Genomic DNA, 13650 nt, shown 5'->3' on the forward strand with positions numbered 1-13650 from the left:
GGGCCCTTCAGACGCCCTGCGCCAGGCGCTGGTGGCGCGCGCCAAGCCCGGGTGCCGAGCCGGCACGCCATTTGCCCCCGGGCCTCACCCCGTCGGCCGCGGGCCCTGCGCCCGTGGCTCCCTGCACTGCAATTTCACAGGAGGTGACCCATGGCATCGTCCACGTCGAGTGTCCCGTCTTCAGCGTCTTCGTCTTCCCCGTCCCCGTCCACTTCATCGCCGCCCCCGGGAACGGCCGGCGCGCCGCACGGCAGCGTGTCGGTGGGCGAGGACCTGCTCAGCCCCGGCGTTGGGCAGGGCCCGTCCCGGCATGAGGCGGGCGATCGGGGCGAGCGCCAGGGCCCCGAGGCGCTGGAGCGCTGGGTCGAACGCCTGCATGCCGGCATCGACCGGCTGGCCGAGGTCGCCGCGCCGCGCCTGCAGCGCCTGCAGGACGGCGTGAGCGCCACCCGCGGCACCCTGCGGCGCCAGGCCCACCTCGTGCGCGAGGACGGCGAGGAATGGGCCGAGAGCCTGCGCTGCACCGTGCGCGAGCATCCGGTGACCGCGGTGGCCCTGGCCGCCGCCTTCGGCATGCTGCTGGGGCGGCTGAACCGCTGAGCCCGCGTGGCCTTGAAGCTGCATTGAAGCGGCCAGGCCGCCCCGCGCGGGCTGCCTGGCCGGGTGGCTCAGCGGGAGGCCGGGCCGTCGCGGTGCCTTGGGCGCCTTGCGAGCCGGCCTGCGGCCTCCTTCTACGCCTCGCCGGACGAGGCCATGGCCTCCTCGTCATCACCGGTGTCGTCCCCGGCCTGGCGACCCCGCGCGCCCCGCGGGTCTCCCTGGTCCGGCGACTCGCCCTTGAGTTCGGCACGCCGCGCCTTGAAGTCGCGTGCCAGTCCCAGCCAGTCCAGCTTGGCCTTCATGAGCTGAGGGAACATATCGCGCTCTTCCTCCTTCACATGGTGCAGGGTGTACTCGCACAGCACGGTGAAGCGCGCCTGCTGCTGGGCCTCTTGGGCTTCGTCCTCGGGGTCGAGCTCGCGCAGCTGGCCGATCAGGAGGTGCAGCATCTCGTGCTCCACCTCGGCCTCGTCGATCTGGCTGCAGTCGGCCAGTTCCTCCTTCGCGGCGGGATAGAGCAGCTCTTCCTCGAGCCGGGCATGCACGCTCAGCTCGTCAAGAATCAGCTGCACCAGTTCCTGGCGAGTCTCGGCATCTTCCTGTGCATCCAGCCGGCGGTACTTGCTGTAGGCCTTCTTGACGCGCTGGTGGTCGTCCTTCAGCTCGGCGAGCAGCTCGTTGCGCGCCTTCGAAGCCGGGCGGCCGGACTTGCGGGCGGTGCGGCTGGATACGGATTGCGGTGTGGGCATAGGGCCTCCGGGAACAGGGTGGCGCCATGCAGGCAATCGCCATGCCGGGATGCCTGGGGCGGCCCGGTAAGGGTGGCGGCAAGCACCGGGGCCTCCTGCTGGGCCCGGCGCTTGCCAGGAGGGGAACGGGCCCGCCCGTTGATCGCGCGGGCCGCACACCCCCGCCGGGCCTTCGGGCTCGCATCCAAGGAGATACGCACCATGGCAGACCCCACCCTTCCTCATGTCACCGCGCTGTTCCCCGACCGCGAGAGCGCCGAGCGCGCCTACCAGCAGGTCATGGACCGCGGCTACCGGCGTGAAGACGTCAGCGTGCTGATGTCAGACGAGACCCGCCACCGCCACTTCACCACCGCGGGCGGGCAGACCACCGAGCTCGGCACCAAGGCGGCGGAAGGCACGGGCGTGGGCGCCAGCATCGGCGGGGCCCTCGGCGCCATCGCCGCCGCCATTGCAGCGGCCGGCACCACCCTGGCCATCCCCGGACTCGGTGTGGTGATCGCCGGGCCGCTGGCCGCCGCGCTGGCCGGCGCGGGCCTGGGCGGCACGGCGGGCGGCCTGGTGGGCGCGCTGATCGGCTGGAGCATTCCGGAGGAGCGCGTCAAGGCCTATGAGTCCGGCCTGCGCGAGGGGGGCATTCTGCTGAGCCTCAAGCCCCGCAGCGCGGAGGACGCGCGCTACGTCGAGGCGCAGTGGCAGGCCCTGCAGGGCCGGCACGCGGCGATCTGAGCCCGCCTGCGAGCCTCACTTGCAGCCGCCCTTGCCGGGTCAGGGGAGGCTCACGGCGGGGTCAGGTCTTGCCTGCGGTCCGCGCTCCGGCCGCTCCGGCCGCTCCGACCGCTCAGGCCGGCCTGGCATCGAGATGCAACGCAGCGTGGCCTCCACGCCGGCCGGGTCCCGCAGCGCGAAGTCGCCCAGCGAGATGACGCCCACCAGGCGCTGGGCCTGGTCCAGCACCATCAGACGGCGGATCTGCACCCGGGCCATCTCGGTGAGCACCTCGCCCACGTCGGAATCGCCGGTGCAGGCGTGCACCTTGTCGCTCATCACCTCGTCCACACGGGTCTCGGTGGGGTCCTGGCCCACGGCCACGGCGCGCACGGCGATGTCGCGGTCGGTGATGACGCCCAGCAACTGCCCGTTCTCGCAGACCGGCAGGGCGCCGACGTTGAACTCGTCCATCAGCTGCGCGGCGCGCTGCAGGGTCTCACGTGGGGCGATGGTGATGGGATCCGTCGTCATGATCTCGGCGGCTTGGGTCATGGGTCCTCCTTGGCTAGGATGAGCCCAGGTAGCAAGCACCGTGCCCGGGCCGCGCGCACGGCGCATTTTTTCTGCAGTTCTTGCCGCGCGGGCGCGGGCATGTCGATTGCGTCCGCGCGCCGATGGATGCGCACCCCGCCCACCCCCTGGCCCGCCGGATGCTGCCCGAGCTCTGGCGCGTGCTGCGGCCCTGGCGCGGCCGCGTGCTGCTGGCGCTGGCCCTGCTGCTGCTGTCCCGGCTCGCCGCCGTGGGGGTGCCGGGTCTGCTGAAGGCGGTGGTGGATGCGCTGACGCCGGGCTTCACGCCTGCGGGCGCGCTGGCCCTGCCGGCCTGGCTGCTGCTGGCCTACGCGCTGCTGCGCTATGCCTCCACCCTGTTCACCGAGCTGCGCGACCTGGTCTTCGCCCGCGTGGGCAAGCAGGTGCTGGGGGACTACGCCGAACGCGTCTTCGCCCACCTGCTGGCCCTGAGCCCGCGCTTCCATGCGCGGCGCCAGACGGGCAGCCTGCTGCGGGAGGTGGAGCGGGGCACCGACGGCCTGGGCTATCTGCTGGGCGCGGGCCTCTTCACCGTGCTGCCGACGGCGGTCGAGTTCCTGGCGGTGCTGGGCGTGCTCGGCCTCAACTACGGCAGCCGCTACCTGCTGGTCATCGTCGCCACGCTGATGGGCTATGTGAGCTGGACGAGCTGGAAGACCCGGGCCCGCGTCGAAAGCCAGCGCGAGATGAACCGCCATGACAGCCGCGCCCACGACCTGCTGGTGGACACCTTGCTGAACCATGAGGCCGTCCGCGCGCACGGGCGCGAGGCCGGCGAGCGCGCGCGCTACCGGCAGGTGCTCACGCAGTGGGTGGACGGCGCGGTGCGCAGCCAGCGGCGCCTCACCGCCCTGCACCTGGGGCAGGGCGCGGTGATCGCCCTGGGTGTGGGCGCGGCCATGCTGCTGGCGGGGCGCGACACCCTGGCCGGGCGCATGAGCATCGGGGACCTGGTCCTCGTCAACGCCTACCTGATCCAGGTCTTCCTGCCGCTCAACACCCTGGGCTTCGTCTTCCGCGAGACGCGGGACGCCCTGCTCAATGCCGAGCAGCTCTTCGCCCTGCTGCGCCAGGAGGTCGAGATCCGCGACAGCCCGCAGGCCCGCCCGCTGCGCCTGCAGGACACCACGCTGCGCTTCGAGCGCGTCGACTTCAGCTACGAGCCGCAGCGCCAGGTGGTGCATGAGCTCTCGCTGGAGATCCCGCACGGCCAGCGCTTCGCCGTGGTCGGCAGCAGCGGTTCCGGCAAGTCCACGCTGGCACGGCTGCTGATGCGCCTGTACGAGCCGGACGCGGGCCGCATCAGCATCGGCGGGCAGGGCCTGCCGGAGGTGACGCTGCAGAGCCTGCGCGACGCCATCGGCCTGGTGCCGCAGGAGCCGCTGCTCTTCAATGACAGCATCGCCTACAACATCGCCTACGGCCGGCCAGAGGCCAGCCGCGCGGAGGTGGAGGCCGCCGCCCGTGCGGCGCAGGCGGACGCCTTCATCCAGCTCCTGCCCGAGGGTTACGAGACGGTGGTGGGCGAGCGCGGGGCGCGGCTCTCGGGCGGGGAGCGTCAGCGCATCGCCATCGCCCGTGCGCTGCTGAAGAACCCGCCCATCATGGTGCTGGACGAGGCCACCTCGGCCCTGGACACCCGCTCCGAGCGCGCCATCCAGGCCGCCCTGGACCAGGCGGCCCGGCAGCGCACGGCGCTGATCATCGCCCACCGTCTGTCCACCGTCGTGGACGCCGACCAGATCGTGGTGATGGACCGTGGCCGCATCGTCGAGCAGGGCGGCCATGCCACCCTGCTGGAGCGCGGCGGGCTCTACGCCCAGCTGTGGACCCTGCAGCGCCAGGAGGAGCAGGCGCAGACCCTGGCTCGCCGCCTGAGCCAGCATCCGGTGAACCTGGCGGGTCTGCTGATCCTGGCGCTGGACAGCCTGCACGGTCAGCTCGACGCCCAGCGTACCGAGCTCTTCACCAGCATCGACATGAGCGTGGCCCGCGTGATGGGCGACGCCAGCCAGATGGCGCGCATCGTGCAGCTGGTCTGCGAGCTGGCTCTGCAGGCCGCGGCGGGCGGGCGCATGGAGGCCCGTCTCTCGCGCGAGGCCCTCAGCAGCCGGCTGGCGCTGACCAGCCATGGCCTGCCCGAGTCCCACGAGGCGCCGGACACCCTGGAGCTGCGCACGCTGGTGGACGAGGCCGGCGGGCGCCTGCTGCTGCAGCGCGACTCGCCGTCCGACCTCAGCGTGCAGGTGGCCTTCGCGCTGCCGGTGCTCGCGGCAGACGCGGCGCGCCCCTGGTCGGCGACCGCGGAGCTGCCGACGCCCGAGGCCTCCCCGCTCCTGGGCGCCGGGCCGGGCCTGCACGGCATGCGCCTGATGTGTATCGACGACGATGAGGACGCCCTGGCCTCGCTGGCGGCGTTGCTGGAAGGCGAGGGCGCCCAGGTGGAGGCGGTGGGCAGCGGACCGGAGGCCCTGCAGCGCCTGAGCGCCCGCGACAGCGCGCACTGGCCCGATGCGCTGATCTGCGACATCGTGCTGGGCCAGGAGGACGGCCATGCCGTGGCCCGCAGCATCCGCAGCCTGGAGGCGCAGCGGGACACGCCGCTGGCCCGGCGCCTGCCCGCGGTGGCCCTCACCGGCATGGCCCAGCCCGAGGACCGTCTGCGCGCGCTGGCCGCCGGCTTCCAGCGCCACCTGGCCAAGCCGGTGATGCCCCAGGAGCTGCTGCGGGTGCTGCGCCAGCTGGTGCGCCCGCAGGCCTGAGCGGCGGCCGACCGGGCCGGGCCTGGAGCCTGGCACGCCGTGTGCCGCACCCCCCCGGGCAGGCGCCGTCGCCGCGGAAGGCCCGGCATTTCAGGCGGCAGGCCTGCCACTGCAGCGCATACGGAGGCCCCGCCCATGAACCTGATGAACCACCGCTTCTCGGACCTGTTCGCCCAGCTGGGCCTGCCGGATCATCCGGAGGAGATCCGGCATTTCATCTGGCAGCACTCGCCCCTGGACCCCGCCCTGCGCATCGACGAGGCGCCGTTCTGGACGCCCGCCCAGGCCCGGCTTCTGCGCGAGGAGCTGTCGGCCAACGCTGACTGGGCGCAGCTGGTGGATCAGCTCAGCAACGCGCTGCGCGAGGAGTATGTGCCCGGCGATATCGAGTGAAGCCCGAGTGGAGCCGCCCGAGCTCAGCCCTGCAGCAGCTTGTGCACCAGCTCCGGGGTGGTGGCGGCCTGGTACTTCTTCATCAGCCGGGCGCGGTAGACGTCCACCGTGCGCGGGCTGATGTCCAGGCGCTTGCCGATCAGCTTGCTGGTCAGCCCCTCGATGAGCAGGGCGGCGATCTCGCGCTCGCGCGGGGTCAGGTCGCCCGTGATGCGGCGGCGGGCGGAGAGGTCCTCGAAGCTCCAGATGCCCTGGGCATGCGGCTCCTCGGGCCGCAGGGCCCGGCCGGCCACGTGGCACCAGAAGAGCTCGCCCTGGGTGGGGCCGCCCACGCGCTTCATCACCCGGTCGTCGGCGTAGTAGCCGCGGGCGTCCAGGCTGGCGGCGATGCGCTCGCCCATGCGTTCGAACTCGTCCGGGCTGGGGTAGAGCAGGGCGAAGCTCTGGCCGATCAGCTGCTCGCGCGTGGCGCCGAAGATGGCCAGGGCCTGCTCGTTGCAGTCGCGGATGAGCCGCCGCTCCGACAGCATCAGACCCACGGGCGCCTGGTGGAAGGCGATGCGGTAGTCCAGCGTCATGGCCGGCGCGTCAGAGCAGGGCGTAGGTGGTGGTGGCCTGCACGGCCAGTCGGCCCTGCTCGTCCAGGATGTCGATGCTGCCGAAGGCCAGGCTCTTGCCGCTGCGCAGCACCCGGGCCTGCACCGTGGCATGGCTGCCGCTCAGGGGGCGCAGGAAGCTGGTCTGCAGCTGCACCGTGGTCATGGGCTTGAAGGCGCCCAACTGGCTCATCATGGCCAGCACCATGGCGGTGTCGGCCGCGGCCATGGCGGTCTGACCGCACATGACGCCCCCCACGTGCACGAAGTCCGGCTTGATGGGCAGGCGCAAGCTCACGAGACCGGGCTCGCTGGACTGCACCTCCAGGCCCATCTGCGCGATCCAGGGCGCGAAGATCTCTGGGATGGCGGCTTGCAGCGCATCAGCGTTCATGGGGTTTCCTTGGGGGGCGATAGTCAATTCTACGTAACGACTACGTAAAGGCATACGTAGTACGCTTCGGCGCTGTGGCCGCGGACTGCGGCACGCCTTTCCACCAGGAGATCCCGATGAACAAGCTTTACCCCAGCGCCGCCGCGGCCCTGGACGGCATCGTCAAGGACGGCCAGTTGCTGGCCGTGGGCGGTTTCGGTCTGTGCGGCATTCCCGAAGCCCTGATCGCCGCCCTGCGTGACAGCGGCGTCAAGAACCTCACCGTCACCTCCAACAACGCCGGCGTGGACGGCTTCGGCCTGGGCCAGCTGCTGGAAACGCGCCAGATCAGGAAGATGATCTCCAGCTACGTGGGCGAGAACAAGGAGTTCGAGCGCCAGTACCTGGCCGGCGAGCTGGAGCTGGAATTCACGCCGCAAGGCACCCTGGCCGAGAAGCTGCGCGCCGGTGGCGCCGGCATCCCCGCCTTCTTCACCCGCACCGGCGTGGGCACCATCGTGGCCGAGGGCAAGGAGCTGCGCGAGTTCGACGGCCAGACCTATGTCATGGAGCGCGCCCTGGTGCCCGAGGTGTCCCTGGTCAAGGCCCACATCGCCGACAAGAGCGGCAACCTCGTGTTCCGCCGCACCGCCCGCAACTTCAATCCGGCCGCCGCCATGGCCGGCAAGATCACCGTGGTGGAGGTGGAGCAGGTCGTGGAGATCGGCGAGCTCGATCCGGACGCCATCCACCTTCCGGGCATCTATGTGCACCGCATCGTGCACAACCCGAATCCCGAGAAGCGCATCGAGAAGCGCACGACCCGTACTGCCTGAGGAGACGACCATGGCCTGGACCCAAGACCAAATGGCAGCCCGCGCTGCCCAGGAACTGCAAGACGGCTTCTACGTGAACCTCGGCATCGGCATCCCGACCCTGGTGGCCAACCACGTGCCCGCGCACATGGACGTCTGGCTGCAGAGCGAGAACGGCATGCTGGGCATCGGCCCCTTCCCGACGGAAGAGGAGGTCGACGCCGACCTGATCAATGCCGGCAAGCAGACCGTCACCACCATCCCCGGCTCGTCCATCTTCGGCAGCCATGACTCCTTCGCGATGATCCGCGGCGGCAAGATCAACCTGTCCATCCTGGGCGCCATGCAGGTGACCGCCCAGGGCGACCTGGCCAACTGGATGATCCCCGGCAAGATGGTCAAGGGCATGGGCGGCGCCATGGACCTGGTGGCCGGCGTCAAGCGCGTGATCGTGCTGATGGAGCACGTGGCCCGCAAGAAAGACGGCACCGAGGACATGAAGATCCTGCCCCAGTGCACCCTGCCGCTGACCGGCAAGGGCGTGGTCAACCGCATCATCACCGACCTGGCCGTGATGGACGTGACGCCCGAGGGCCTGAAGCTCGTCGAGCTGGCCGAGGGCGTGACGCGCGAGTTCGTGCAGAGCAAGACCGGCGTGCCGCTGATCTGAGCCTGGGAAGCGTCCCGCCTTGAAGAGCCGACCTCGCGTCGGCTTTTTTCATGGGGAGTCGCGGCCAGGTAAAGATGCGTCAAGACGCCGACGGCGGTCTGTCGCGCAAGTCCTTGTCAGCGTTGACAACAACGGGCGCCGTGCCCCTCGGCGTCGTTAACGAATGCTTGCGACATTGCTGTGGCAATTCGCATGGCGGACAGTTTGATGCCCTAGGCTGCGCGGATTCCGTTTTTCCTCACGCTGCCTGGAGCCTGCCATGAGCGCCATCGACCTCGCCGACGCCGAGCCCGCCCTCCGCCCCACTGCTGATGCTGCCGCCATCGAGGCACCGCCCGCCGGCGAGCCCAGGACCGCTGCCTGGCCCGGCGTGGCGGCCCTGGCTGCCGCCCTGCCGCTGGCAGCCTGTGGTGGCGGTGGTGGGGACAGCGCCTCACCCTCGCCCAGCCCGACCCCGACGCCCACCCCCACGCCGGTCCCGACCCCCGTCCCCGCGCCCCCGCCCGCCCAGCCCACTGACGCCAGCGCCGCCCGCTTCCTGACCCAGGCGGGCTTCAATGCCACGCCCGAGGCCATTGCCACCGTCAAGACCCAGGGCTACGCCGCCTGGCTGGACGCCGAGTTCGCCAAGCCCCTCAGCCAGAGCCACTTCGACTGGATGATCGCCAAGGGCTACGGCGGCGTGGACTTCCGCAACGACTTCCGCGGCGTGGACAACACCATCTGGCGCAAGCTGATCAGCTCGCCCGACGCCCTGCGCCAGCGCGTGGTGCTGGCCCTCAGTGAGATCTTTGTGGTCTCCATGGCCGGCATCCCGGTGGCCTGGCGCGGCATGGCCGTCGCCAGCTACCTGGACATGCTGGAGGCCAAGGCCTTCACCAGCTACCGGGAGCTGCTGGAGGGGGTGACGCTCTCCAACGCCATGGGCGTCTACCTGAACATGCGCGGCAACCAGAAGGAGAACACCAAGACCGGCCGCGTGCCCGACGAGAACTACGCCCGCGAGGTGATGCAGCTCTTCAGCATCGGCCTGTACCAGCTCAACCTCGACGGCAGCCTCAAGCTCAACGGCGGCAAGCCCATGGAGACTTACGGGCAGGCCGAGATCACCGAGCTGGCCAAGGTGCTGACCGGCTGGGAATTCGACGGCGCCAATGCCGACGACCCCAGCTTCATGCGCAAGCCCATGGTCAACATCGCGACCCGCTTCTCGACTGGCCCGAAGCGGGTGCTCAACGTCAGCATTCCCGAGACCGCCGACGGCCCGGCGGCGCTGAAGATCGTGCTGGACACCCTGGCCAACCATGCCAACACCGCGCCCTTCATCTCGCGCCAGCTGATCCAGCGCCTGGTCTGCTCCAACCCGAGCCCGGCCTATGTGCAGCGCGTGGCCACCGTCTTCAACAACAACGGCCAGGGCCAGCGCGGCGACATGAAGGCCGTGCTCAAGGCCATCCTGCTGGACAGCGAGGCCCGCTCGCCCGGCGGCGGCCCGGACGTCGGCAAGCTGCGTGAGCCCGTGCAGCGCTTCGTGCAGTGGGCCCGCCTGGCCGGGCTGACCTCACCGACGGAGCTGTGGAACATCGGCGACCTCAGCAACCCGGCCAACCGCCTGGGCCAGAGCCCGCTGCACAGCCCCTCGGTCTTCAACTTCTTCCGCCCCGGCTACGTGCCGCCCAACTCCGTGCTGGGGGACAACAAGGTCACCGCGCCCGAGTTCCAGCTGCTCAACGAGAGCACGGTGGCGGGCTACCTCAACTTCATGCAGGGCGTGATCGCCAATGGCATCGGCGAGCTCAAGCCCGTCTACACCGCCTTCGACGCCCTGGCGCTTGACCCGCCCAAGCTCGTGGCCCAGCTGGCGCTGCTGCTGGGCGGTGACACCATCAGCGGCAACACACAAGCCCTCATCGCCAACGCCATCGGCGCCATCGCGGCCAGCAACGTGGCCAACGATGCCGGGCGCCTCAACCGCGTGCGAGCCACGGTGCTGATGCTGATGGCCTGCCCCGAGTACCTGATCCAGAAGTGAGGAGCGACGCCATGCACATCAACAAGCTGCCCCAGCTGCAACGCCGCGAATTCCTGCGCCGCGCCTCGGCCCTGGGCCTGGCCGGCACCGCCGCCCCCTTCGCGCTCAACCTGGCCGCCATGGGCGAGGCCGCGGCGCAGTCCGCCGGCAACGACTACAAGGCCCTGGTCTGCGTCTTCCTCTATGGCGGCAATGACTACGGCAACACCCTGGTGCCCTATGACAGCGCCAGCTACAGCGCCTACGCCACCATCCGCGGCAGCATCGCCACCCCGCGCGACCAGCTGGCTGCCACCGCGCTGACCCCGCGCGTGGCTCTGCCCGACGGCCGCCAGATGGCCCTGGCGCCGCAGCTGGGCCGGCTCAAGACCCTGTTCGATGCCGGCCGCCTGGGCGTGCAGCTCAATGTGGGCACCCTGATCCAGCCCACCACCCTGGCCCAGTACAAGGCTCAGAGTGTGCCGTTGCCGCCCAAGCTCTTCTCCCACAATGACCAGCAGAGCGTCTGGCAGGCCTCCAGCCCCGAGGGTGCCGTGACCGGCTGGGGCGGCCGCATGGGCGACCGCTTCCTCGGCAGCAACGGCAACACCACGTTCACCTGCATCAACGCCTCGGGCAATGCCGTCTTCATGGCCGGCCAGCAGGCGGTGCAGTACCAGGTGGCCACCAATGGCGCCGTGGCCGTGAATGCCGTGACCAAGCCGCTGTACGGCTCCCAGCAATGCGCCGACGCCCTGCGCAGCCTCATCACCGCCCAGCGCTCGCACTGGATGGAGCAGGAGCTCAACCGGGTGGTGTCGCGCTCCATCTCGGCCCAGACCATCGTCTCCAGCGCGCTGACCAATCTGCCGCCGCTGACCACGGTCTTCGATCCGGCCAACAACCTGGCCCAGCAGCTGCAGATCGTGGCCCGGCTGATCGGCTCGCGTGCCAGCCTGGGGGTGAAGCGCCAGGTCTTCTTCGTCTCCATGGGCGGCTTCGACCTGCACGACTTCCTGCCCAATCAGCACCCGGGCCTGCTGACCGCGGTCAACGATGCCCTGGGTGCCTTCCATGACGCCACGGTGGAGCTGGGCGTTGCCGATGCCGTCACCACCTTCACCGCCTCCGACTTCGGCCGCACGCTCAGCAGCAATGGCGACGGCTCCGACCACGGCTGGGGCAGCCACCACTTCGTGATGGGCGGCGCGGTCAAGGGCGGCCGCTTCTGGGGGCAGTTGCCCTCGGTCTCGGTCAACGGGCCGGACGACGTCGGCCAGGGCCGCCTGCTGCCCACCACCTCGGTCGACCAGCTGGGCGCCACCCTGGCCACCTGGATGGGCGTGAGCGCCGCAGACCTCCCCACCGTGCTGCCGCAGATCGGCAACTACACGGTCAAGGACGTGGGTTATTTCGCCTGAGTGCAGGGCGGCGGCGGTGGCGGTCCTACACTGGCCGCCATCGTCGACATCCGAGCCTGCCATGACCCTGTCCCGATTCCCTCTCGCCGCGCCACGACTGCACTGGGCCCTGCTGCTGGCGCTGGGGTCAGGTCTTGCCGGCTGTGCCCAGGCGCCGTCGCAGCCCTCGGGAGCATCCGCGGCTTCGGTGCAAGCCGCCCAGCAGGCCCAGCCCGAAAGCGAAAGCGGCTGGGAAGACAAGCCCGGCTGGCAGCTGCAGCGCGAGGGCGTGGCCGCGGCCAACCCGCTGGCCGTGGACGCCGGTGTGGCCATGCTGCGCGCCGGTGGCAACGCGCTGGATGCCGCCATCGCGGTGCAGATGGTGCTGACCCTGGTCGAGCCGCAGAGCAGCGGCATCGGCGGCGGTGCCTTCCTGATGCACTGGGACGGCCGGCGGCTGCGCGCCTTCGACGGCCGCGAGACCGCTCCCGCTGCGGCGGACGAATCCCTCTTCCTGCAGCCCGACGGCAAGCCCATGAGCTTCATGCAGGCCGTGGTGGGCGGCCGCAGCGTGGGCACGCCGGGCCTGCTGCGCATGCTGGCCCAGGCCCATGCGGCCGAGGGGCGGCTGCCCTGGGCGCAGCTGTTCGAGCCCGCCATCCGCCTGAGCGAGCAGGGCTTCCCGGTCAGCGCCCGCTTCCAGAAGCTGCTGGCCGAGGACGACTTCCTGCCCCGTGACCCGGTGGCCGGCCGCTACTTCTACGACGCCGCCGGCAAGCCCTGGCCCCGGGGTCATGTCTTGCGCAACCCGGCGCTGGCCGAGGTGTTCCGCCGCATCGCCCGCGAGGGGGCCGAGGCCTTCTACCGCGGTGCCATCGCCGAGGACATGGTGCGGCGCGTCAGCACCCACCCGTCCAACCCCGGCCGCCTGAGCCTCGCCGACCTGCAGGCCTACCGGCCCCGTGAACGGGATCCCCTGTGCTCGGACTGGAGCGGCCAGGGCCGCCAGCCGTGGCGCATCTGCGGCTTCCCGCCGCCGTCCTCCGGCCACCTGACCATCATGCAGATGCTGGGCATGCTGCTGCCGGTGCCCGCGGCCCAGGCCCTGCAATCGGGCAAGCCCGGCGCCGACTGGCTGCACCGCTACACCGAGGTCGCGCGCCTGGCCTTTGCCGACCGCAACCAGTACATCGCCGACCCCGACTTCGTGCAGGCCCCCGGCGGCCGCTGGGAGACCCTGCTGGCCCCGGACTACCTCCGCCAGCGCGCCAGCCTCGTGGGCGAACGCAGCATGGGCCAGGCCCAGCCGGGCCAGCCCGTGCCGCAGCGCAGCGCCTACGCCCCCATGGCCGCCCAGCCCGAGTACGGCACCAGCCACATCAGCGTGGTGGACCGCGAGGGCCGCGCCGTGGCCATGACGACCACCATCGAGGCCGTCTTCGGCTCGCGCCTGATGAGCGATGGTGGCACCGGCCTGCCCGGCGGCTTCCTGCTCAACAACGAGCTGACCGACTTCTCCCTGGCCCCGCGGGACGCGCAGGGCCGGCCGGTCGCCAACCGCGTCGAGCCCGGCAAGCGCCCGCGCTCCAGCATGAGTCCCAGCCTGGTCTTCAACCCGCAGGACGGGCGCCTGATGATGAGCCTGGGCAGCCCCGGCGGGCAGGGCATCATCCATTACGTGGCCAAGAGCCTCATCGGCATGCAGGACTGGCAGCTGAACCTGCAGCAGGCCTTCGCCCTGCCCAATTTCGCCAGCTTCAACGGTCCTACGGTGCTGGAGGCCGGCCAGTTCCCCGCCGCGACGGTGGAGGCGCTGAAGGCGCGCGGCCACACCGTGCAGCAGCGTGACATGACCAGCGGCCTGCACGGCCTGCAGCGCCAGGGCACGGGCTGGTTGGGCGCGGCCGATCCGCGGCGCGAGGGCGTGGCCCGGGGCGAATGAACCGGTGATCGAGGCCGGCGGCGCGGGATCCTGCGCC

At 71.0% G+C, this 13650-nt stretch carries 13 protein-coding genes; 9 read left to right on the top strand and 4 right to left on the bottom strand.

The window, feature by feature from the left end; genetic code table 11:
- The first annotated feature begins 150 nt into the window (after positions 1-150).
- Positions 151-600: a hypothetical protein gene (locus tag ABDJ40_RS15765; protein ID WP_347611309.1), complete on the top strand. Its 450-nt coding sequence runs from the start codon at positions 151-153 to the stop codon at positions 598-600.
- Between the two features lie 131 nt (positions 601-731).
- Here the strand turns inward: ABDJ40_RS15765 and ABDJ40_RS15770 are convergent, their stop codons facing one another.
- The gene (locus ABDJ40_RS15770) at positions 732-1349 is read right to left on the bottom strand and encodes a hemerythrin domain-containing protein (protein WP_347611311.1); all 618 of its coding nucleotides are present in this window, start codon (positions 1347-1349) and stop codon (positions 732-734) included.
- Between the two features lie 201 nt (positions 1350-1550).
- Here ABDJ40_RS15770 and ABDJ40_RS15775 point away from each other — a divergent pair, with 201 nt between their 5' ends.
- Positions 1551-2078: a hypothetical protein gene (locus tag ABDJ40_RS15775; protein ID WP_347611313.1), complete on the top strand. Its 528-nt coding sequence runs from the start codon at positions 1551-1553 to the stop codon at positions 2076-2078.
- Positions 2079-2117: 39 nt separating this feature from the next.
- Here the strand turns inward: ABDJ40_RS15775 and ABDJ40_RS15780 are convergent, their stop codons facing one another.
- Positions 2118-2612, bottom strand: a complete 495-nt coding sequence (locus ABDJ40_RS15780) for a CBS domain-containing protein (protein ID WP_347611315.1) — start codon at positions 2610-2612, stop codon at positions 2118-2120.
- A gap of 122 nt (positions 2613-2734) precedes the next feature.
- Here ABDJ40_RS15780 and ABDJ40_RS15785 point away from each other — a divergent pair, with 122 nt between their 5' ends.
- Together ABDJ40_RS15785 and ABDJ40_RS15790 are read left to right on the top strand one after the other, a co-directional pair.
- Entirely contained in the window at positions 2735-5413 is a 2679-nt protein-coding gene (locus ABDJ40_RS15785; RefSeq protein WP_347611317.1) for an ATP-binding cassette domain-containing protein, read from the top strand.
- Between the two features lie 135 nt (positions 5414-5548).
- Positions 5549-5806, top strand: coding sequence for a DUF2789 family protein (locus ABDJ40_RS15790; protein ID WP_347611319.1), 258 nt, complete (start codon positions 5549-5551; stop codon positions 5804-5806).
- 23 nt (positions 5807-5829) lie between these two features.
- Here ABDJ40_RS15790 and ABDJ40_RS15795 read toward each other — a convergent pair whose 3' ends face one another.
- Entirely contained in the window at positions 5830-6384 is a 555-nt protein-coding gene (locus ABDJ40_RS15795; protein ID WP_347611321.1) for a LuxR C-terminal-related transcriptional regulator, read from the bottom strand.
- 10 nt (positions 6385-6394) lie between these two features.
- Positions 6395-6796, bottom strand: coding sequence for a PaaI family thioesterase (locus ABDJ40_RS15800; protein WP_347611323.1), 402 nt, complete (start codon positions 6794-6796; stop codon positions 6395-6397).
- 116 nt (positions 6797-6912) lie between these two features.
- Here ABDJ40_RS15800 and ABDJ40_RS15805 point away from each other — a divergent pair, with 116 nt between their 5' ends.
- The 5 genes from ABDJ40_RS15805 (at position 6913) to ABDJ40_RS15825 (ending at position 13613) form a co-directional block, all read left to right on the top strand.
- The gene (locus tag ABDJ40_RS15805; RefSeq protein WP_347611325.1) at positions 6913-7611 is read left to right on the top strand and encodes a CoA transferase subunit A; all 699 of its coding nucleotides are present in this window, start codon (positions 6913-6915) and stop codon (positions 7609-7611) included.
- Positions 7612-7621: 10 nt separating this feature from the next.
- Positions 7622-8260 carry a CoA transferase subunit B gene (locus tag ABDJ40_RS15810; RefSeq protein WP_347611327.1) on the top strand — a complete coding sequence of 213 codons (639 nt, stop codon included), beginning with the start codon at positions 7622-7624 and terminating at the stop codon, positions 8258-8260.
- Between the two features lie 259 nt (positions 8261-8519).
- On the top strand, positions 8520-10292 hold the full coding sequence (locus ABDJ40_RS15815; RefSeq protein ID WP_347611329.1) for a DUF1800 domain-containing protein: 1773 nt from the start codon (positions 8520-8522) through the stop codon (positions 10290-10292).
- A gap of 11 nt (positions 10293-10303) precedes the next feature.
- The gene (locus tag ABDJ40_RS15820; RefSeq protein WP_347611331.1) at positions 10304-11692 is read left to right on the top strand and encodes a DUF1501 domain-containing protein; all 1389 of its coding nucleotides are present in this window, start codon (positions 10304-10306) and stop codon (positions 11690-11692) included.
- A gap of 61 nt (positions 11693-11753) precedes the next feature.
- A complete protein-coding gene (locus ABDJ40_RS15825) occupies positions 11754-13613 on the top strand; it encodes a gamma-glutamyltransferase family protein (RefSeq protein WP_347611333.1) in 1860 nt (619 codons plus the stop codon).
- Positions 13614-13650: the final 37 nt, after the last annotated feature.

It is taken from the genome of Roseateles flavus (genome assembly GCF_039872765.1).
GTDB lineage: Bacteria > Pseudomonadota > Gammaproteobacteria > Burkholderiales > Burkholderiaceae_C > Roseateles_B > Roseateles_B flavus.

Bases quoted from the DNA above. Each gene is read 5' to 3' on its own strand.
- ABDJ40_RS15765 (WP_347611309.1), top strand. From the start codon at position 151: ATGGCATCGTCCACGTCGAGTGTCCCGTCTTCAGCGTCTTCGTCTTCC.
- ABDJ40_RS15770 (WP_347611311.1), bottom strand. From the start codon at position 1,349: ATGCCCACACCGCAATCCGTATCCAGCCGCACCGCCCGCAAGTCCGGC.
- ABDJ40_RS15775 (WP_347611313.1), top strand. From the start codon at position 1,551: ATGGCAGACCCCACCCTTCCTCATGTCACCGCGCTGTTCCCCGACCGC.
- ABDJ40_RS15780 (WP_347611315.1), bottom strand. From the start codon at position 2,612: ATGACCCAAGCCGCCGAGATCATGACGACGGATCCCATCACCATCGCC.
- ABDJ40_RS15785 (WP_347611317.1), top strand. From the start codon at position 2,735: ATGGATGCGCACCCCGCCCACCCCCTGGCCCGCCGGATGCTGCCCGAG.
- ABDJ40_RS15790 (WP_347611319.1), top strand. From the start codon at position 5,549: ATGAACCTGATGAACCACCGCTTCTCGGACCTGTTCGCCCAGCTGGGC.
- ABDJ40_RS15795 (WP_347611321.1), bottom strand. From the start codon at position 6,384: ATGACGCTGGACTACCGCATCGCCTTCCACCAGGCGCCCGTGGGTCTG.
- ABDJ40_RS15800 (WP_347611323.1), bottom strand. From the start codon at position 6,796: ATGAACGCTGATGCGCTGCAAGCCGCCATCCCAGAGATCTTCGCGCCC.
- ABDJ40_RS15805 (WP_347611325.1), top strand. From the start codon at position 6,913: ATGAACAAGCTTTACCCCAGCGCCGCCGCGGCCCTGGACGGCATCGTC.
- ABDJ40_RS15810 (WP_347611327.1), top strand. From the start codon at position 7,622: ATGGCCTGGACCCAAGACCAAATGGCAGCCCGCGCTGCCCAGGAACTG.
- ABDJ40_RS15815 (WP_347611329.1), top strand. From the start codon at position 8,520: ATGAGCGCCATCGACCTCGCCGACGCCGAGCCCGCCCTCCGCCCCACT.
- ABDJ40_RS15820 (WP_347611331.1), top strand. From the start codon at position 10,304: ATGCACATCAACAAGCTGCCCCAGCTGCAACGCCGCGAATTCCTGCGC.
- ABDJ40_RS15825 (WP_347611333.1), top strand. From the start codon at position 11,754: ATGACCCTGTCCCGATTCCCTCTCGCCGCGCCACGACTGCACTGGGCC.